Here is a 20569-nt window from a genome sequence, read left to right on the forward strand (position 1 = left end):
TCCCACGGATCAAGTGGGAGGGCGGCTTGCCGCGCGACAGGCGAGCAGCCCAGGTTCAGAAAAGGTGCTGCACTCGCTCCAGCACGCCACGGTCCATCTGGCCGGTGCGTACATGCAGGCTCACGTAGCTGGTGAGCATGTCGAGCTTGCTGTTGAGCAGGTCACGGCGGGCTTCGAACAGGCGCTGCTGGGCGTCGAGGATGTCGACGGTGGAGCGCACTCCGCCCTGGTAGCCTTTTTCGGTAGAGATCAACGCCTTCTGGTTCGATTCCACCGCACGCTGCAGCGCCTTGCACTTGGCGAAGCCGGCGACCACGCCCATGTAATCGGTTTCAACGTCCTCGGTCAGCTGCTGGCGCTCGGCGTCGTAGTCGGCCTGGGCGCCGGCGAGGTTGGCAGTGGCCTTGCGCACCGAAGCGCTGGTACTGCCACCCCGGTACAGCGGGATGTCCAGCGACAGGCCTACGTAGTAGCTGTCCTGGCGAGGTGAGAGTTCCTGATACTGGCTGTTCTCGCGGCGGCTCACCTGGGTAGTCAGCGACAACGTCGGGTAGTGCCCGGCGCGCTGGCTCTCGGTCTGGGCCTCGGCGACCCGCACCTGTGCTGCCCGCGCAGTCAGCTCGGGGCTGGCATTGCGCGCAAGGTTGGCCCAGTACTCGAGTGTGCGCTGGGGCTCCAGCGGAGTACTCGCCGGTGGCAGCTCTTGCATTGGCGCCACCTCGAAGACCGGCAACCCACCGCGCCCTGCCAAGGTGCGCAAGGCAGCGACGCGGTTGGCCTGGTTCTCGGCTTCCTGGGCTTCTACCAGGTCGAGGCGCGCCTGCGCTTCGTCGATGTCGGTCACAGCGCCCTGCCCGGCGGCGTACAGCCGTTTGGTCTGTTCAAGCAAGCCGCTGATCGCGGCCTTCTGCTGGCCAATCAGCTTGAGCTCGTTCTCGAGCCGAGCAACGATGAAGTAGGCCTTGCTGACCCGATCGAACAGCGACTGGCTGGCCACATCGTACTGGCTTTCCCCAGCGAGCCGCGCGCCTTGCCTTCCTGGTAAGCCGCCCAGCGGCCCTTGTCGTAGATCGGCTGCTGGGCAACCAGCGCCATGCTGTTGGACTGGTAGTCATCACTGTTGACGAATTCGGAGTCACTGCCGCCGTCTGTGCGGCCGCTGCGCCCGTAGCGCGAATTCAGCGAGACCTGCGGCAACAAGCCACCAAAACCGATCGCCTCTTCGTTTTGCGAAGCACGGTGAGCGAAGTCGGCGGAGCGCATCACCGGGTCATTGAGCCGGGAGGCGTCATACAGCTGGGTGAGCGTCAGCGGTTGCGGTTCGGCAGCCTGTACCGAGGCGCAGAACAGCGCCACGGCGATCCACAAGGTTCGCATTCATTCTTCCTTGAAAGCAGCCAGCAAACGCTCGCGCAACGGTTTCATGAGGTAGTTGACCAGGGTGCGCTCGCCGGTGACCACGGTCACGTCGGCGAGCATCCCCGGCTTGACCGGCAAGCCACTGTCGCGCAGCTTGGCCAGGCTGTCCGGCGGCAGCTCGACGCGGGCCGAGAAATACGGCTGGTGCGTCTGCTGGTCGACGAGCTGGTCGGCCGAAACGGTGGTCACCTTGCCCACCATCACTGGGGTATCCACGCGCTGCAACGCAGTGAAATGGACCTGCACCGGCAGCCCGGGCTTGAGCTTGTTGGCCATCATCGGCTGGAAGCGCGCGGTCACGCTCAGCGGTGAATCCAGCGGCACTACCGACATCAGCGCCTGGCCGGCAGTGGCGACACCGCCGATGGTGTGCACAGTCAAGTCCAGCACCTGGCCATCGACCGGCGCCCTGAGCGCGCCGTTGGCCACTTCGAATTCCAGCGCAGCGATCTGATCGGCGTAGCCGGAGGCCTGGGCGGTTATGTCGCTCAACTGGCTCTCGGCATCGCGGCGGAATTCCTGATCCTGTTGCAACAGCTTGAGCTTGTTCTCGTTCATCGACTGCTGGGTCTTACCGATGTCGCCGATGCTGGTGGCAAGTTGCCCGCCATCTGCGCCGAGTTGCGCTCAGCCTCGAACAGCTTGGCACGCGGCACGTAGCCGTCTTTGGCCAGGTCGCGCAGGCCCACCAGCTCTTCCTGCTGGAACTTGAGCTGCGTGCCGTAATTGGAGCGGACTTCCTGATAGGCCTTGAGCTGCTGGCCATCGGCATTGATCTGATGCTCGACGATGCCCTGGCGGCTCTTGAGCTCGGCGGCGCGGGCGGCGAAGAGGTTTTGCTGCAACGCCATCGCCGCCTGGGCGCGTGGGTCATCTTTCATTGCCAACAGCTCGGGTGGCCAGGTGATCTGGCTCTGGCGCAGGCGCTCTGCGGTCAGCCGGGCCTCCGTGGCGCGCGCGGTGATCAGCTTGCCGCGGTTCACGTCCAGTTGCGCCTGGGCCTGCACAGTATTGAGCTGCACCAGCAACTGGCCCTGTTTGACCAGGTCACCTTCGTTGACCAGGATCTTCTGCACCACACCAGCCACCAGGGGCTGCACGGTCTTGCGTTCACCGGCCACCACCACGGTGCCCTGGCCGACCACGCCCTGATCGAGCGGCGCGAAAAAAGCCCAGGCGAGAAACCCGCCCAAGGCGATGAGCAGAAACCACAGGCCACGCCGGGCAGTGCTGGCAGCATCGATGCTGGCCACCTCGCGGCTGGGCTTGGGCACTTCCACCAGAGGGCGTTTGGGGGCGAGATCAGCCATCCTGGCGGGCTCCTTTGATCACGGTTGGGGTTTGCTGAGGCGGCATCACCGCCTTGAGCACCTGTTCTTTCGGGCCATACAGCTGCTGGCGGCCGTTATTGAGCACCAGGATGCGGTCGACCACGCCCAGGATGCTCGGGCGGTGGGTAATCATCACCACGGTACTGCCGGCATTCTTTAGCGCGCGCAGGGCTTGCACCAGCGCCGCTTCACCGGCCTCGTCGAGGTTGGAGTTCGGCTCATCCAGCACAATCAGTTTGGGCATGCCGAACAGCGCGCGGGCCAGGCCCAGGCGTTGCTTCTGGCCGCCGGAAAGGCCAAGGCCACCCGGGCCAAGGCGGGTGTCGTAGCCATTGGGAAAACGCAGGATCATGTCGTGGATGCCGGCGTGGCGCGCCGCCTGGATGATCGGCTCGGCCGCCAGGTCGCCGAAGCGGGCGATGTTTTCCGCCACGCTGCCGTCGAACAGCTCGATGTCCTGAGGCAGATAGCCCAGATGTGGCCCGAGGTGCTCGGCGGCCCACTGGTCCAGTGGCGCGCCATCGAGGCGCACGGCGCCGGCGCTCGGGCGCCAGATCCCCACCAGCGCGCGTGCCAGGCTCGACTTGCCCGAGGCACTCGGGCCGATCACCGCGAGCACTTCGCCAGGCTGCAGCGCGAACTGCACCCCGCGCAGCACAGGCTCAGGCGCGCCGGGCGGGCCGATGTCCAGCTGTTCGACGCTGAGCGCACCGGTCGGCGCCGGCAACGGCAGCGGCGGCACACGCTCGGGCTCCTCATGGAGCAGTGCGGTGAGGCGGTGATAGGACTGGCGCGCACCAACGAAGGTCTTCCACGAAGCGATGGCTACCTCCACCGGCGCCAGCGCACGGCCCAGCAACAGCGACATGGCGATCATCATGCCGGCGCTGATCTGCCCTTCCAGCACCAGCAAAGCGCCGAGGCCCAACGACAGCGACTGCGCGGCGATGCGCACGAAGCGGGTCATGGCAGTGATGCGCGCACTGCGATCACTGGCGTCTGCCTGGGCACTGATCATGTGCTGTTGCAGGCTGTACCAGCGCTGGCGCAGCGCAGGCAGCAAGCCCATGGCCTGGATCACCTCGGCGTTCTGCAGAGTCGCGTTCACATAGTTGCCGGCCTTGGCGGAATAACCATTGGCTTCCATCAACAGCGGGCGGGTCGCCATTTCGCCCCACAGCGCCAGGCCGATCAGCAACAGTGCGACCACCATCGAAAGGATGCCGAACCAGGGGTGAAAGAGAAACGCGATGATCATGAACACAGGTAGCCATGGTGCATCCAGCATTGCCAGCATGCCTTGGCCGGTGATGAATTGGCGCAGTTGCGTCAGGTCGGTGAACACCTGGGCCGGGTTGCCATCGTGGGTGCGCAGGCTGCGGGCGAAGGTGGCGTCATACAGCCGCCCCGCCAATTGTTCGTCGATGCCGGAGCTCATACGAATCATCACCTGCCCCCGCAGCCATTCGATCAGGCCACTGATCCAGAACAGGCCCAGGGCAATCACCGTGAGCATGATCAGCGTCGTTTCATTACGGCTGGTGAGCACACGGTCGTAGACCTGCATCATGTACAGCGAAGGCACCAGCACCAGCAGGTTGATCACGCCACTGAAGATCGCCAGCGACCAGAACACCTTTCGGTAGGCCAGCAAGGCGGCATCGATGTCGTTGCGAGGGTCGAGGGAGAAGCGCATAGGGGCACCTGAAGTCCGAATCGGCACATGTGACCGTGGAAGTTCCGTTTCATTCCGCCATCATGGCGAAGTCCCATCACCGGCTCGAAATCGCCGGGGAACAACAGGTTGGCGGCCGAGAAGGCCCGAACGCGACCCTAACGCCATTGCACTGACGCAGCCAGATGCAGCCGACGAAGGGCGGCAAAGTTATGCAGCGGGGCGGCAAACGGTTGCCGGCCACGTCGCTCGAAAGGCCCGCAAACCCTTGCAGGGCTTGGCTTTGAAAGGTTGGCTCAGGCTTTGCTACAGGCTGCTGATCATCAAGGAGAACCGCGCATGAGCATTACCGATATCAGCAAGGTCCTGCGGGTCAGCAGCCTGACCGGAAACCGCAAAACGGACGACAACGACAGCACCACGGGCGCAACGGCAGAGTTCGCTGCATTGATGTCCATGACCCCGGCACAACGCATGCGGGCCCTGATTCTAGAGCAGTTGGGGCTGAGTGAAGATTCATTACGAAAAATGCCGGTTGATCAGCGCGCCCAGATCGAAAACAAGATCGCGCAGATCATGAAAGAGAAGCTCGGCATCAAGGATGAGCAGACGGCCAGCACTGCTAACGGCATCGAAACAGAAGCGGCCAGCACCAGTAGCACTGTGGTGGCGAGTGTGGCTGCGAGCGCTGGAAGTGGAGGCACCGCCAACGCCGGCAGTGACGGGAAGCCCGCCACCGACCAGGCAGAGCGCCTGCTGGCGATGATTCGGCACTCGGCGCTCGGTTGAGCGCCGCGCCCTTCAGGAAAGCTCTGCGCCTTCGAACCAGGCGAGCTTCTCGCGCAGGGTAACCACTTCGCCCACGATCACCAGCGTGGGTGCGTGCACTTCGTGCTCGGCCACCAGCGCCGGCAGGTTGCCCAAGGTGCCGGTGAACACCCGCTGGTGTGCGGTGGTGCCCTGCTGAATCAGCGCCGCCGGGGTATCGGCCGCGCGGCCATGGCGGATCAGCCCTTCACAGATCGCCGGCAACCCTACCAGCCCCATGTAGAACACCAGGGTCTGCGCCGGGGCGACCAGGTCACGCCACGGCAGGTCGGTGGTGCCGTCCTTCAGGTGGCCGGTGATGAAACGAACCGATTGGGCGTGGTCACGATGAGTCAGCGGAATGCCCGCGTAGGCCGCACAGCCGCTGGCCGCCGTGATACCGGGCACTACCTGGAAAGGGATGCCGTGGGCGGCCAGCTCTTCGATTTCCTCGCCACCACGGCCGAAGATGAACGGGTCGCCGCCCTTGAGCCGCACTACACGCTTGCCTTGCTGCGCCAGCTGCACCAGCAACTGATTGATCTCACCTTGCGGCACCGCATGCTCGGCGCGCCGCTTGCCGACATAGATGCGCTCGGCATCGCGGCGGCACAGGTCGATGATCGACGGCGCGACGAGGCGGTCGTACAGCACCACATCGGCCTGCTGCATCAGCCGCAATGCGCGGAAAGTCAGCAGGTCGGGGTCACCCGGCCCGGCACCGACGAGGTACACCTCGCCCGGCGCATGGGGCGGCGCGCCTTCGACACGTTCGGCGAGCAGCCGTGCGGCCTCCTCGGCCTGCCCGGCCAGCTGGCGATCCGCGACCGGCCCCTGAAACACCTCTTCCCAGAATGCGCGGCGCTGGTTGGTGTTCGGGATACAACTGCTTGACCCGGTCACGAAAACGCGCAGCCAGCGCCGCCAGCTCGCCGTAGCGCGCTGGAATCCACGCTTCGAGCCGAGCGCGGATCAGCCGCGCCAGTACTGGCGCGTCGCCGCCGCTGGACACCGCCACCACCAAGGGGGAGCGATCGACGATCGCCGGGAAGATCACCGAGCACAGCGCCGGCGCATCCACCACGTTGACCGGCACGCCGCGCCGGTGCGCCTCCGCTGAGACCTGTGCGTTGAGCTCGGTGTCGTCGGTGGCGGCGATCACCAGTTGGCAACCGTCCTGGTCCGCGTGCTGATAGCCCCGCAACACCCCGTGACCGCCCTGCTCGGCCAGCAACTGCGCCAGCTGGGGCTCGATCTCGGGTGCTACCACACGCAATCGCGCACCGGCATTGGCCACCAGGCGTGACTTGCGCAGCGCGATTTCACCGCCCCCGACGACCAGCACCTGGCGCCCGGCAAGGGCGTGAAACAACGGCAGGTATTTCATTCAGCCGATAACCTCGAGGCCGCCCATGTAGGGCTTGAGCACCTCGGGAACACGAATGCTGCCATCGGCCTGCTGGTAGTTCTCCAGCACTGCCACCAGCGTACGGCCCACAGCCAGGCCCGAACCGTTGAGGGTATGCAGCAGCTCAGGCTTGCCGGTTTCCGGGTTGCGCCAGCGCGCCTGCATGCGCCGCGCCTGGAAGTCCCCGGTGTTGGAGCACGAAGAGATCTCGCGATATTTGTCCTGGCTGGGGACCCACACTTCCAGGTCGTAGGTTTTCACGGCCGAGAAGCCCATGTCGCCAGTGCACAGGGCCAGCACCCGATAGGGCAGCTCCAGTGCCTGGAGCACGCGTTCGGCATTGGCCGTCAGGCTTTCCAGGGCTTCCATAGACTTGGCAGGCTCGACTACCTGAACCATCTCGACCTTGTCGAACTGGTGCTGGCGGATCATGCCGCGCGTGTCACGGCCCGAAGCGCCGGCTTCGCTGCGAAAGCACGGGGTGTGTGCGCAGAGCTTGAGCGGCAGCTCCTTGGCATCGACGATGCGGCCGGCGACCAGGTTGGTCAGCGACACTTCGGCGGTAGGGATCAGGTAAAGGTCGGCCTCACCTTCGCGAGTGATCTTGAACAGGTCTTCCTCGAACTTGGGCAACTGGCCGGTGCCTTGCAGCGCCGGCGCCTGCACCAGGTAAGGGGTGTAGCACTCTTCGTAGCCGTGCTCATTGACGTGCAGGTTGAGCATGAACTGCGCCAGCGCGCGATGCAGGCGGGCAATCGGGCCCCGCAGCACGGCGAAGCGGGCGCCAGACAACTGCGCGGCGCTCTCGAAGTCGAGCCAGCCGTTCTTCTCACCCAGAGCAACGTGGTCGAGGATCGGGAATTCGAAGGCAGCCGGGCTGCCCCAGCGGCGCACTTCGACGTTGCCCTCTTCATCAGCGCCCACCGGCACCGATTCGTCCGGCAGGTTGGGAATGCCCAGCACGATGGTATCGAGTTCGGCCTGGATCTTTTCAAGCTCCGCCTTGGCGGCGGTGAGCTCATCGCCCATGCGTTCTACATCAGCCATCAAGGGGGCGATGTCTTCACCGCGGGCCTTGGCCTGGCCGATGGATTTGGAGCGCGCGTTACGTTCGGCCTGCAGCTGCTCGGTGCGGGTTTGCACGGCCTTGCGCTGGGTTTCCAGGGCATCGAGGCGGGCAACGTCAAGGCTGTAGCCGCGGGTCGCGAGGCGAGCGGCGACGTCCTGAAGCTGGCCACGTAACAGTTTCGAATCGAGCATGTCGGTCTCTCGTGTGTTCATCAGGCCGGCACGCACGGGTGCCGGGAAAGGCTCAGGGTTTGCGCCGCTGGCGAGGGCTGGCGCGGTCGAGGGCGGCCAGGTGGCCGAGCTTTTCGCGAATCTTCAGCTCAAGGCCGCGGGGCACGGGTTGATAGTACTGCCGTGGGTCAAGATTTTCCGGAAAATAATCCTCGCCCGCAGCATAGGCGTCCGGTTCATCGTGGGCGTAGCGATAGTGTTCGCCATAGCCCAATTGCTTCATCAGCCTGGTCGGCGCGTTGCGCAGGTGCAGAGGCACTTCCCGAGAACCCTGTGCAGCGGCGTCACGCATCGCCGTATTGAAGGCGTTGTAGACCGCGTTGCTCTTCGGCGCGCAGGCGAGGTAAACGATGGCCTGCGCCACTGCAAGCTCACCCTCGGGGCTACCGAGGCGCTCCTGTACATCCCAGGCTGACAGGCACAGGCCCAAGGCTCGGGGGTCGGCGTTGCCGATGTCTTCACTGGCCATGCGCACCACCCGGCGGGCGATATACAGCGGGTCGCAGCCGCCATCGAGCATGCGCGCGAACCAGTACAGCGCCCCATCAGGGCTGGAGCCGCGCACCGACTTGTGCAACGCCGAGATCTGGTCATAGAACGCCTCGCCACCCTTGTCGAAGCGACGTCGCGTGTCGCCCAGCAGGCTTTGCAACAGCTCCAGCGGGATGGGCTCGCCGTCTTCGGCCAGGTCCGACGCATTTTCGAGCAGGTTCAGCAGGCGGCGGCCGTCGCCGTCGGCGGCTGCCACCAACAGCGCAAAGGCCTCGTCGCCCAGCGAGAGCTGGCGCTTGCCCAGGCCGCGTTCTTCATTGAGCGCACGGTCGACCAGGCGGCGCATGGCCGCTTCATCCAGGCTTTTGAGCACATCAGACTCGCGCTCGCGACAACAACGCGTTGTTCAGTTCGAACGAAGGGTTTTCGGTGGTCGCGCCAATGAAGATCAGCGTGCCATCCTCCACGTACGGCAGGAAGGCATCCTGTTGCGACTTGTTGAAACGGTGCACCTCATCGACGAACAGGATGGTGCGCCGGCCATACTGCGCGGCCTGTTGGCGAGCGATCTCCACCGCCTGGCGAATCTCTTTCACTCCGGCCAGCACCGCCGAAACGGTTTCGAAATGGGCATCGGACACCTTGGCCAGCAACTGCGCCAGGGTGGTTTTGCCCACACCCGGCGGCCCCAGAAGATCATCGAATGCAGTGCGCCCTGCTCCAGGGCCTCACGCAGCGGCTTGCCACGGGCGAGCAGGTGGTCCTGCCCCACGTACTCGTCCAGGTTGCTTGCGCGAAGCCGCGCGGCCAATGGCTGAGCCACCGGCGCGCTGCCGAACAGGTCCGCCACGGCGGGTTATTCCTGGATCACGTCGGCACCCTTGGGGATGTCGAAGGTGAACTTGCTTGCCGGGATCGCCTGGTTGGCCTGGATGCCGGTGAACAGGATGTTGGTGCGCTGGCCGACGTTGTCGATCAGCTGCATGTCGTTGATGGTGCCACGGCGGAACGACAGGCGCAGCGAATCGAACAAGGTGTCCTTGCTGCGAGGCTTGAGGGTGAAATCGATCACGTCGCCGGCTTGCCTGGAGGTGATGTCGAAGCTCTGGCTGATCTTGGAGGTGTCACCGGAAAGCAACAGCGCTGGCGTCTGGGTCAGACGCTGGTCGAGCTTCTTGATGGTCACCTGTTCCAGGTCCGGGTCCCACAAGGAGACTTTCTCACCGTTGGAGACCATCAGTTGCTCCTGCGGAGCGTCGGTATGCCAATAGAACAGGCCAGGGCGCTGCAGGGCCATCTGGCCACGGGTTTCCTGCAGTTGGGTGCCACTGCCGTCCAGGGTCAGCTGGGAGAAGTTACCGGTCAGGGTCTTGGACTGGTCGAGCAGTTGGGTCAGGGATTTGACCGCTTGCTCATCGGCCTGGGCAGCGGCGCTGCCGAGGGCGAGAGCCGAAACCAGCAACAGGCGAATCAGGCGCATGGAGTTCCTCAGGTGGAGCGTCAAGGTGAATGGCCCGCAGGTGGCGGGCCGGGAATCGAATCAATCGCGCATCTGCCCCGGCGCGATCACATCGCGGGAGCCGTTGCTGTTCATCGGCGTGACCACGCCAGCCATTTCCATGGCTTCGATCATCCGTGCAGCCCGGTTGTAACCGATCTTGAGCTTGCGCTGCACCGAAGAAATCGAAGCGCGACGGCTTTCGAGAACGAAGTTGACCGCTTCATCGTACAGCGGGTCGCTTTCGCTGTCGTCCCCGTCGCCACCACCGCTACCGCCGTCGAAGCCGCTGCCGGCCTCTTCGACACCATTGAGGATGTCGTCGTTGTAGTTCGGCGCGCCGCGTTGCTTCCACGCCTCTACCACACGGTGTACCTCATCATCGGAGACGAACGCGCCGTGCACCCGGATCGGCAGGCTGGTGCCCGGCGGCATGTACAGCATGTCACCGTGGCCAAGCAACTGCTCGGCACCGCCCTGGTCGATGATGGTGCGCGAGTCGATCTTGCTCGATACCTGGAATGCCATGCGCGTAGGGATGTTGGCCTTGATCAGGCCGGTGATCACGTCCACCGACGGGCGCTGGGTGGCCAGGATCAGATGGATGCCGGCGGCACGGGCCTTCTGCGCGATCCGGGCGATCAGCTCTTCGACCTTCTTGCCGACGATCATCATCATGTCGGCGAATTCGTCGACCACCACCACGATGGTCGGAAGCGTATCGAGCACCGGGGCTTCGTCATCCATGCTTTCACGGCGGTACAACGGGTCGGGGATGGACTGGCCCGCTTCCTCGGCGTCCGTGACCTTGCGGTTGAAACCCGCCAGGTTGCGCACGCCCATGGCTGCCATCAGCTTGTAGCGGCGCTCCATCTCGGCCACGCTCCAGCGCAATGCATTGGCGGCGTCCTTCATGTCGGTGACCACCGGGCACAGCAAGTGCGGGATGCCTTCGTAGATCGAAAGCTCGAGCATCTTGGGGTCGATCATGATCAGCCGCGCATCCTTGGGCGACGACTTGAACAGGATCGACAGAATCATTGCGTTCACGCCTACCGACTTACCCGAGCCGGTGGTACCGGCAACAAGCAGGTGAGGCATCTTGGCGAGGTCGGTGATGACCGGCTTGCCGCCGATGTCATGGCCCAGCGCCAAAGTGACCGGCGACTTGGCCTCGTCATAGGCGTTGGACTCCAGTACTTCGGAGAAGCGCACCATCTGGCGGTCATCATTGGGAATTTCGATACCGACGGTGGTCTTGCCGGGGATCACTTCAACCACACGCACGCTCATCACCGCCAGCGAACGGGCCAGGTCCTTGGCGAGGTTGGCGATGCGACTTACCTTCACGCCCGCGGCCGGCTGGATCTCGTAGCGGGTAATGACGGGCCCTGGGTGGATGGAGTCGACCGTCACCTCTACGCCGAACTCCTTGAGCTTGATCTCAAGCAGCTCACCGGTGCGCGCCAGTGCTTCGTTCGAGTATTGAACGCGCTTGACTTCTGCAGGGTCGAGCAGAGTCAAGGGCGGCAGGGTGCCTTCGAGGGATGCATCGAACAGCGGCGCCTGTTTCTCCTGCTGCACGCGCCTGCTCGGCTCCTCAGGCGTGCCAGATGACAGCGGCACGATCGGTGGGGTGTGCGGCCGCGGTGCGACGGCAGCGGCCGGTGTGATGGGCTTGGGGAGAAAGGTTCAGGCTCTGCCTCGTCGTCGTCCCATGGCGGCAGGATCGGCTCGATACGCGGCGGCTCACGCTTGACCGGCACAGGCACCGACACAGGCGCAGGGAGCGGTGCCGGTTGAGCGGCCCGCGGCTCGATGCGCGGCTCGGCACGCAGGGCCGGTGTTGCCTTCAGGGGCGGTTCTTCTTCGAAATCGAAATCCGGTTCGGCCTCGAAGACCGCCTTGCCGCGCTTGCCTGGCTTGGCCGCAGGCGCTTCAGGTGCCTCGGCCAGGCGCAATTGGGCAACCAGTTGCCGCCGCTCGGTGCGCGCAGCCCACCAGCGGCTGAACATGCCGGTGAACAGCTCCAGCAGGTCGAGGGTGATCTTGCCGGTGATGTCCATCACCTTGAACCATGACAGGTCAGTGAAGACGGTGAGGCCAAACAGGAACAGCGCGATGAACAGCAATGTGCTGCCCTGCACATTCAGCGCGCCACGTGCCAGGTCGCCCAGGCTTTCACCCAGGGCCCCGCCCGCAGCGGCCGGCAGGCCACTGGCTCCATGAAAATGAATGTGCGCCAGCGCAGCGCCGGAAAGCACGAGAAACACAAGGCCTATCAAACGCCATGAAAACAGCCAGCCACTCCACTGCCAGGGCTGGTGACGCTCGCGAAAGATCTGCCAGGTCTTGACCGCCAGCAGCAAGGGGAAGATGTAGGCGAAGTAGCCCAGGACCATGAACAGAATGTCGGCAGCGTAGGCACCGGCACGGCCGGCTGCGTTCTGCACCTGCAGGGCGTTGCTCGGGTGGCTGAAGCCTGGGTCGGTGGCGTCGTAGCTCAACAGCGCCATCCACAGGTACAGGCACAAGGCGCCCATGGCGATGAGCGCGCCTTCCTTGAGGCGGTAATGCAATTGCAGGCGCCAGGCTGGAAGCGGTTGGGAGGTTGCAGCGGTCGACTTCTTCAAAACAGGTGCGTTCCTGCGCACGGGGCGCTTAAGCGGATGAAAACAACGCCGCGGGCCGGGCGGCAACAATGTGAAGGCCGGGTACATTGTACGGGTTTGCCGAGCGCTTGCCACGGGCAAGGCCGCGAGCGCGAATTGGAGCATGCAAAACCTTGGATGACAAAGGCTTATGCCAGATATCTGCAACAATTTCTGAACCCGTCCGGCGTTGACCGCGTGCCCCTCGCTCAGTTCCGGCAGCGCTCGATGAAATCATTGCGTGCCACCACAGCCAACCGCGATACTGCCGCCCTCCCCTTCTGGCAGAGGCACTTACATGCTGACTTGGCTGGCCCGCGGCGACCTGGCTTTTCCTCCGGTCGAGCGAGCGCTGCGCGAACCCAACGGCCTGCTCGCCGCCGGCGGGGATCTCAGCCCACAACGGCTGGTCAACGCTTATCGCGCCGGCATCTTCCCCTGGTTCGAGCAAGGCCAACCCATTCTCTGGTGGTCGCCTGACCCGCGAACGGTGCTGCGGCCTGATGAGGTCCATGTTTCGCGCAGCCTGGCCAAGGTCATGCGCCAGGGCCGCTTCCAGGTCACCTTCGACCAGGCATTCGCCGATGTCATCACCGCCTGTGCCGCGCCCCGCGATTACACCGACCAGACCTGGATCACAGATGCCATGCGCCAGGCATACATTCAACTGCATGCGCTTGGCTACGCGCACTCGGTCGAAGTATGGGACGGCGAGCAGCTGGTGGGCGGGCTGTACGGCATGGCCATCGGCCAACTGTTCTTTGGCGAGTCGATGTTCAGCCGCGCCGACAATGCTTCGAAGTCGGTTTCGTGACGCTGGCGCGCCACCTGGCTGCTTCGGGGTTCGTGCTGATCGATTGCCAGATGCCTACTCGCCATCTGGAAAGCCTGGGCGCCGCGCCCATACCGCGCGCCCGCTTCGTCGAGCTGTTGCGCCAGCACATCGATGCACCGAGCATCGCCGGCTGGCAGCGCTAGGCGAACTTCCCGCCCACGGCTTACACTCAAAGCTGAACGCTTCATCCCGAGGGCCGATCATGACTGAGCTGGCGCGCCTTAAGTTCTATGCCACTCAACCGCACGCTTGCAGCTACCTGCCCGACGAACAGGCGACCACGCTGTTCCTCGACCCCAGCCAGCCTATGGACGCGAGTGTGTACGCCGACCTTTCGGAGATGGGCTTTCGCCGTAGCGGCGATCACCTTTATCGCCCCCACTGCCAACGTTGCAGCGCTTGCGTGCCCGCGCGCATTCCGGCTGAAGCCTTCGCACCCACCCGTGCGCAACGGCGAATTCTCAAGCGCAACGCCGATCTCACGGTGCACGAGCGCGCACCACGCTTTACCGAGGAATACTTCGACCTCTACCGGCGCTACATCGAGCAACGTCACGCCGATGGCGACATGTACCCACCCAGCCGCGAGCAATTTTCCACCTTCCTGGTACGGGAGCTGGCCTTCAGCCGCTTCTTCGAGTTCCGCCTGGCCGGAACGCTGCTAGCGGTCGCCGTCACCGACATCCTGCCCAACGGCCTTTCTGCCGTTTACACCTTCTACGAACCGGAGCAGGAACAACGCAGCCTGGGGCGCTTCGCGATCCTCTGGCAAATTGGCGAAGCCTTGAGGCTGGAGCTGGATGCGGTCTACCTGGGCTACTGGATAAAGAACTGCAAAAAGATGAACTACAAGACGCAATACCGGCCTATCGAGCTGCTGATCAACCAGCGCTGGGTCACTTTGAACTGAATACCTTGGCTAATGGTCAGTTTTCAGGCACAATACGCGCCACTTTTTGCCTGGCGCGGTTGCACCGGGCCATCAAAACACCGAGGGTTTTACTGCATGTCGAAAGAAGACAGCTTCGAAATGGAAGGCACTGTCGTCGACACCCTGCCCAACACCATGTTTCGCGTGGAGTTGGAAAATGGCACGTCGTTACCGCGCACATCTCTGGCAAGATGCGCAAGAACTACATCCGCATTCTCACTGGCGACAAGGTTCGGGTCGAGCTGACCCCATACGACCTGAGCAAGGGCCGCATCAACTACCGCGCCCGCTGACCATGCAGATGAAAACGCCCGGCTTCAAGCCGGGCGTTTTCATTGCGGGCGTAAAACACCGGGGCCCGAAAGCCCCGGCGATATCAGCTACGCCATTTCGACAGCGACCTCGAAGTCGAACGTCAACTCCCCAGCCTGCAGGTCCACGTGCACCGTGCCACCGTGCTCGGCCAGCTCGCCAAACAGAATTTCCTCCGCAAGCGGCCTCTTGATCTTGTCCTGGATCAAGCGCGCCATCGGGCGCGCACCCATTTGCGCGTCATAGCCCTTGTCCGCCAGCCAGGCACGTGCAGCGTCGGTGACCTCAAGCAGTACGCGCTTGTCCTCGAGTTGGGCCTGAAGCTCGGTAAGGAACTTGTCGACCACGCTCTTGATGACCTCGGTAGACAACCGACCGAACTGGATGATGGTATCCAGACGGTTGCGGAACTCCGGCGTAAAGCTTTTCTTGATCACTTCCATCGCGTCGGTGGAATGGTCCTGGTGCGTGAAGCCGATCGACGCGCGCGATGCGGTCTCTGCACCGGCGTTGGTGGTCATGATCAGTATCACGTTGCGGAAATCCGCCTTGCGCCCGTTGTTGTCGGTCAAGGTGCCGTGGTCCATCACCTGCAACAGCAGGTTGAAGACTTCCGGGTGAGCTTTTTCGATTTCATCGAGCAGCAGTACGCAGTGCGGCTGCTTGGTGATGGCTTCGGTCAGCAAACCACCCTGGTCGAACCCGACATACCCGGGCGGCGCACCGATCAGGCGTGAAACGGTGTGGCGCTCCATGTACTCGGACATGTCGAAGCGAACCAGCTCGATCCCCATGGCCTTGGCCAACTGCCGCGCAGCTTCGGTCTTGCCCACCCCGGTAGGGCCAGCGAACAGGAACGAACCTACTGGCTTGTCTGGAGCCTTGAGGCCCGCACGGGACAGCTTGATCGCTGTGGCCAACGAATCGATGGCAGCGTCCTGGCCGAACACCGTGAGCTTGAGATCACGCTCCAGGTTACGCAGCAGCTCCTTGTCGGAGGTGGTGACGTGTTTTGGCGGGATCCGCGCGATCTTGGCTATGATGTCTTCGACCTGCGGAACCTCGATACGCTTGACCCGCCGCTCGACTGGTTGCAGGCGCTGGTAAGCACCGGCCTCGTCGATAACGTCGATAGCCTTGTCGGGCATATGCCGGTCGTTGATGTAGCGTGACGCCAGCTCCGCAGCAGCGCGCAGCGCTTCATCGCTGTATTCGATTTCATGGTGCTGCTCGAAGCGCCCTTTCAGGCCACGCAGAATACCGATGGTGTCCTCGACCGACGGCTCGCTGACATCGACCTTCTGGAAGCGACGAGCCAAGGCGCGGTCCTTCTCGAAAATCCCACGAAACTCCTGGAACGTAGTCGAGCCGATGCAGCGGATCTCACCACTGGACAACAGCGGTTTGAGCAGATTGGACGCATCCATCACCCCGCCGGACGCGGCGCCTGCACCGATGATGGTGTGAATTTCGTCGATGAACAGAATCGCATGAGGCCGCTTGCGCAACTCACCGAGCAGCGCCTTGAAGCGTTTTTCGAAATCACCGCGATACTTGGTGCCCGCGAGCAGAGCACCAAGGTCGAGGGAATAGACCACGCTGCTGGCCAGAAGCTCTGGTACCTGGCTGTCGACGATTCGCTTGGCCAAGCCTTCGGCGATGGCGGTTTTGCCAACACCCGCCTCGCCTACCAGCAAGGGGTTGTTCTTGCGACGGCGGGCGAGGATCTGAGCGACACGCTCGACTTCGCTTTCACGGCCGACCAGCGGATCGATGCGGCCCTGACGCGCCTGCTCATTGAGGTTGCTGGCATAGGCATCGAGTGGATTGCTGGAACCTGAAGCTTCACCGCCTTCTTCGTCAGGCATCTCCTGATCCCCTTCTGGCTGATCGCCAGCACCCGGCACCTTGGAGATACCGTGAGCGATGAAATTGACCACATCGATGCGGGCAACGCTCTGCTGCTTGAGCAGGAACACTGCCTGGCTTTCCTGTTCACTGAAGATGGCTACCAGCACATTGGCGCCAGTGACTTCACGCTTGCCCGAACTCTGGACGTGGAATACGGCGCGCTGCAACACACGCTGGAAGCCAAGGGTAGGCTGGGTCTCGCGATCTTCATCGTGGACCGGGATCAGAGGTGTAGTGGAATCGATGAACTCTTGCAGATCATGCTTGAGCTTGTCGAGGTTGGCGCCGCAGGCCCGTAGTACGGTCGCGGCTGCCTCGTTATCCAACAAGGCCAGAAGAAGGTGCTCGACGGTCATGAATTCATGACGCTTCGAACGGGCCTCCTTGAAGGCCAGGTTGAGGGTGACTTCGAGCTCGCGGTTTAACATGGCTTCACCTCATACCCAAGTGGTCGGCGTTTAACCGTCCTTCTCGATTTCACAGAGTAGCGGATGCTGGCTTTCCCTGGCGTATTGATTGACCTGCATGGCTTTGGTTTCAGCGATATCCCGGGTATACACCCCGCACACTGCTCGCCCCTCGGTATGCACAGCAAGCATGACCTTGGTTGCGAGTTCGCGATTGAGGTTGAAGAAGGTCTCCAGGATCTCGACGACAAAATCCATCGGCGTGTAGTCGTCATTGAACAGCACCACCTTGTACATGGGCGGCGCCTGCAATAACGGCTTGGACTCCTCGACCGCGACACCGGCGCCGCCGTCCTCGTCGGACAGCGGATCGTCCTGATTTGAGGCCAGTCGAGTCGTATTGGTTGCATGCATGAAAGGACGATTCATCGTTAAGCGAGTTCAGGTAGTGGGTAGACGAGTGGTTCAGGGTCTAAATTCGGCCGCCGCCTGACCTTGACTATCGGCAAAACGGTGTTACAAACAGTAGAACCCACATTGGGGAATAAAGGTCCATGACGTCAAACAAAATTTTTTTGGCGCCAAGGACGGTTTGGATGATACCCCACTGGTGGGGTGCTTGCAGAGGGATATGGGTATGCTGAAAGGCAAAGTCAAGTGGTTCAACAATGCCAAGGGCTACGGTTTCATCAATGAGGACGGCAAGACCGACGATCTGTTCGCTCACTATTCGGCGATCCAGATGGACGGTTACAAGACCCTCAAGGCTGGCCAACCCGTGCAGTTCGAAATGCTTCAAGGGCCCAAGGGCATTCACGCCGTGAATATCCAGGCAGCCGCCGAAGCCGTTAGCGCCCCGGTAGAAATACGAGAGCAGGCTACCGCCTGATTCCGATGCTTCACTGAATACCGGCGTCGGCCGGTGCATCGCAGTCTGCGGGGTACCATCCCGGCCACTGCGTTGCTGCGCGTCAATTTCTCTTGCCCTCCGTTCTATTCCCGCCCTCTGTGCACACCTTCCGCCTTTGGTCTTGATGCTTAAGACGCAAGGTTTGATATACTGCGCCGGTGACCGCCGGGTCATAATGTCGCAGGGCGCAAGCCTCGCACCTCGCGCCAGCGCCCGCCGGCTCATTCGTTTCATCAGGTTTAGCCGCTATCACGGCCTGGCCACTTGACGCTCGACTGATGCACTCACCATCACCGCGAAGCGATCTCGACTTCCCACTGCGGCCCCGGCCTCATCCGGAAGCGCCTACCCTGCGCACCTCGAGTCGCCTGGCATGCTCAGCAAAAAGAGAGTTAACCCGTATGCCCACCCGTTCGAAAATCATCTACACCTTCACCGACGAAGCCCCTGCCCTGGCCACCTACTCCCTCCTGCCGATCATCGAGGCGTTCACCGCCTGCGCCGGCATCGAGGTCGAGACGCGTGACATCTCTCTGGCCGGCCGCATCCTGGCGAGCTTCCCCGAGCAACTGGGCGACAAGGCGGTGGGCGACCATCTGGCCGAGCTGGGCCAACTGGCTACCACGCCAGAAGCCAACATCATCAAGCTGCCGAACATCAGCGCTTCCGTGCCGCAGCTCAAGGCGGCCATCAAGGAGCTGCAAGCCAAGGGCTACAACGTGCCGGACTACCCGGACAACGCCACCACCGACGCCGAGAAAGACGCGCGCGCCCGCTACGACAAGGTCAAGGGCAGTGCCGTGAACCCGGTGCTGCGCGAAGGCAACTCCGACCGCCGCGCCCCGTTGTCGGTCAAGAACTACGCACGCAAGCACCCGCACAAGATGGGCGCATGGGCCTCGGACTCCAAATCGCACGTCTCCCACATGGACAACGGCGATTTCTACGGCAGTGAGCAAGCCGCGCTGATCGAGGCCGATGGCAGCGTCAAGATCGAACTGGTTGCCGCAGATGGCAGCAGTACCATCCTCAAGGAAAAAACCAAGGTCCTGGCGGGCGAGATCATCGACTCGGCAGTGTTGAGCAAGAACGCCCTGCGCGCTTTCATCGCCGAGCAGATCGAAGACACCAAGGCCAAGGGCGTACTGTTTTCCGTGCACCTGAAGGCCACCATGATGAAGGTCTCCGACCCGATCATGTTCGGCCAGATCGTCGAAGAGTTCTACGGCCCGGCGCTCACCAAGCATGCTGCAGCACTGCAACAGGCGGGCTTCAACTCCAACAACGGCATCGGCGACCTGTACGCCACCGTGCAGAAGCTGCCAGCCGACCAGCGTGAAGCCATCGAGTCAGACATCAAGGCTGTCTACGCCGACCGCCCGGCACTGGCGATGGTCAACTCCGACAAGGGCATCACCAACCTGCACGTGCCGAGCGACGTGATCGTCGACGCCTCGATGCCGGCGATGATTCGCGACTCCGGCCGCATGTGGAACGCTGCCGGCGAACTGCAAGATGCCAAGGCCATCATTCCTGATCGCTGCTACGCAACCATCTACCAGGCCGTTATCGAAGACTGCAAGCAGCACGGCGCCTTCGACCCCACCACCATGGGCAGCGTGCCGAACGTTGGCCTGATGGCGCAGAAGGCCGAAGAATACGGCTCGCATGACAAGACTTTCCAGGTTACCGCCGAAGGCGTTGTCCGCGTGACCGACACCAGCGGCAAGGTGCTGATGGAGCAAAAGGTCGAAGCTGGCGATATCTTCCGCATGTGCCAGACCAAAGACGCGCCGATCCAGGACTGGGTGAAGCTTGCCGTCAACCGTTCGCGCCTTTCAGCCACCCCTGCCGTGTTCTGGCTCGACCCTGCCCGCGCTCACGATGCGCAAGTGATCGCCAAGGTCGAGAAATACCTGAAGGACCACGACACCAGCGGCCTGGACATTCGCATCCTCGCTCCGGTCGAGGCCATGGCGCTGTCGCTTGAGCGCATTCGCGCCGGCAAGGACACCATTTCGGTGACCGGCAACGTGCTGCGCGACTACCTCACCGACCTGTTCCCGATCATGGAGCTGGGCACCAGCGCCAAGATGCTGTCGATTGTGCCACTGATGAACGGTGGTGGCCTGTTCGAGACCGGCGCTGGCGGTTCAGCGCCCAAGCACGTACAGCAACTGGTCGAGGAAAACTTCCTGCGTTGGGATTCGCTGGGCGAGTTCCTGGCGCTGGCAGCCTCGCTGGAGCACCTGGGCGAACTGAACGGCAACGCCAAGGCCAAGGTACTCGCCGCTGCGCTGGACAAGGCAACCGGCCAGTTCCTGGACAACAACAAATCGCCTTCGCGCAAAGTCGGTGGCATCGACAACCGCGGCAGCCATTTCTACCTGGCCACCTACTGGGCTCAGGCCCTGGCCGAGCAGAAGGACGACGCCGCCATTGCCGAACTGTTCACGCCGCTGGCCAAGGCCCTGGCCGACAACGAAGAGAAGATCGTTGCCGAGCTGGGCGCAGTGCAAGGTAAACCGGTCGACATCGACGGCTACTACTTTGCCGATGCGCAGGCTGCTGCCAAGGTGATGCGCCCGAGCGCCACCCTCAACGCTGCGATTGCCTCACTCAAGTAAGCGACCGCTGAACCAAAGCCCCGGCCCTGCGCCGGGGTTTTCTTTTTTGAAGGAGC

9 protein-coding genes and 7 pseudogenes are annotated in these 20569 nt (G+C 62.9%); 6 read left to right on the forward strand and 10 right to left on the reverse strand.

Annotated features, from left to right (window positions below; translation table 11 throughout):
- Positions 1–55: 55 nt before the first annotated feature.
- From LN139_RS24815 to LN139_RS10585, 3 genes and pseudogenes are all read right to left on the reverse strand, one after another.
- Positions 56–1377 (reverse strand): annotated as a pseudogene (locus LN139_RS24815) (TolC family outer membrane protein).
- A pseudogene (locus LN139_RS10580) lies at positions 1378–2729 on the reverse strand (HlyD family type I secretion periplasmic adaptor subunit).
- Positions 2722–4446 (reverse strand): type I secretion system permease/ATPase, encoded by a 1725-nt coding sequence (locus LN139_RS10585; protein WP_236359847.1) that lies wholly within the window; start codon positions 4444–4446, stop codon positions 2722–2724. Before LN139_RS10585 ends, LN139_RS10580 begins: the two are co-directional and overlap by 8 nt.
- A gap of 318 nt (positions 4447–4764) precedes the next feature.
- On the opposite strand from LN139_RS10585, the gene LN139_RS10590 reads away from it, so the two are divergent.
- Positions 4765–5214, forward strand: coding sequence for a hypothetical protein (locus tag LN139_RS10590; RefSeq protein WP_236359848.1), 450 nt, complete (start codon positions 4765–4767; stop codon positions 5212–5214).
- A 12-nt stretch (positions 5215–5226) separates the two neighbouring features.
- On the opposite strand, the pseudogene cysG reads toward LN139_RS10590, so the two are convergent.
- The 5 genes and pseudogenes from cysG to LN139_RS25635 form a co-directional block, all read right to left on the reverse strand.
- A pseudogene (cysG, locus tag LN139_RS10595) lies at positions 5227–6619 on the reverse strand (siroheme synthase CysG).
- On the reverse strand, positions 6620–7900 hold the full coding sequence (serS, locus tag LN139_RS10605) for a serine--tRNA ligase (protein ID WP_236359850.1): 1281 nt from the start codon (positions 7898–7900) through the stop codon (positions 6620–6622). It abuts the pseudogene before it with no gap.
- Positions 7901–7952: 52 nt separating this feature from the next.
- Positions 7953–9281 (reverse strand): annotated as a pseudogene (locus LN139_RS10610) (replication-associated recombination protein A).
- A gap of 6 nt (positions 9282–9287) precedes the next feature.
- Positions 9288–9911 (reverse strand): outer membrane lipoprotein chaperone LolA, encoded by a 624-nt coding sequence (lolA, locus tag LN139_RS10615; RefSeq protein ID WP_236359851.1) that lies wholly within the window; start codon positions 9909–9911, stop codon positions 9288–9290.
- Between the two features lie 60 nt (positions 9912–9971).
- Positions 9972–12562, reverse strand: a pseudogene (locus LN139_RS25635) (DNA translocase FtsK 4TM domain-containing protein).
- Positions 12563–12878: 316 nt separating this feature from the next.
- On the opposite strand from LN139_RS25635, the pseudogene aat reads away from it, so the two are divergent.
- From aat to infA, 3 genes and pseudogenes are all read left to right on the forward strand, one after another.
- A pseudogene (gene aat / locus LN139_RS10625) lies at positions 12879–13558 on the forward strand (leucyl/phenylalanyl-tRNA--protein transferase).
- A 59-nt stretch (positions 13559–13617) separates the two neighbouring features.
- Positions 13618–14325: an arginyltransferase gene (locus LN139_RS10630; RefSeq protein ID WP_236359852.1), complete on the forward strand. Its 708-nt coding sequence runs from the start codon at positions 13618–13620 to the stop codon at positions 14323–14325.
- Between the two features lie 96 nt (positions 14326–14421).
- Positions 14422–14639 (forward strand): annotated as a pseudogene (gene infA, locus LN139_RS10635) (translation initiation factor IF-1).
- Between the two features lie 87 nt (positions 14640–14726).
- On the opposite strand, the gene clpA reads toward infA, so the two are convergent.
- Both clpA and clpS read right to left on the reverse strand, forming a co-directional pair.
- Positions 14727–16997: an ATP-dependent Clp protease ATP-binding subunit ClpA gene (gene clpA / locus LN139_RS10640; protein ID WP_236359853.1), complete on the reverse strand. Its 2271-nt coding sequence runs from the start codon at positions 16995–16997 to the stop codon at positions 14727–14729.
- Between the two features lie 30 nt (positions 16998–17027).
- The gene (gene clpS / locus LN139_RS10645) at positions 17028–17390 is read right to left on the reverse strand and encodes an ATP-dependent Clp protease adapter ClpS (RefSeq protein ID WP_236359854.1); all 363 of its coding nucleotides are present in this window, start codon (positions 17388–17390) and stop codon (positions 17028–17030) included.
- Positions 17391–17607: 217 nt separating this feature from the next.
- Here clpS and cspD point away from each other — a divergent pair, with 217 nt between their 5' ends.
- Both cspD and LN139_RS10655 read left to right on the forward strand, forming a co-directional pair.
- Positions 17608–17865, forward strand: a complete 258-nt coding sequence (gene cspD, locus LN139_RS10650; RefSeq protein ID WP_329611034.1) for a cold shock domain-containing protein CspD — start codon at positions 17608–17610, stop codon at positions 17863–17865.
- Positions 17866–18287: 422 nt separating this feature from the next.
- Entirely contained in the window at positions 18288–20513 is a 2226-nt protein-coding gene (locus tag LN139_RS10655; protein WP_236359856.1) for an NADP-dependent isocitrate dehydrogenase, read from the forward strand.
- Positions 20514–20569 lie beyond the last annotated feature (56 nt).

The organism is Pseudomonas sp. KNUC1026 (genome assembly GCF_021650705.1).
In the GTDB taxonomy this organism is placed as follows: domain Bacteria; phylum Pseudomonadota; class Gammaproteobacteria; order Pseudomonadales; family Pseudomonadaceae; genus Aquipseudomonas.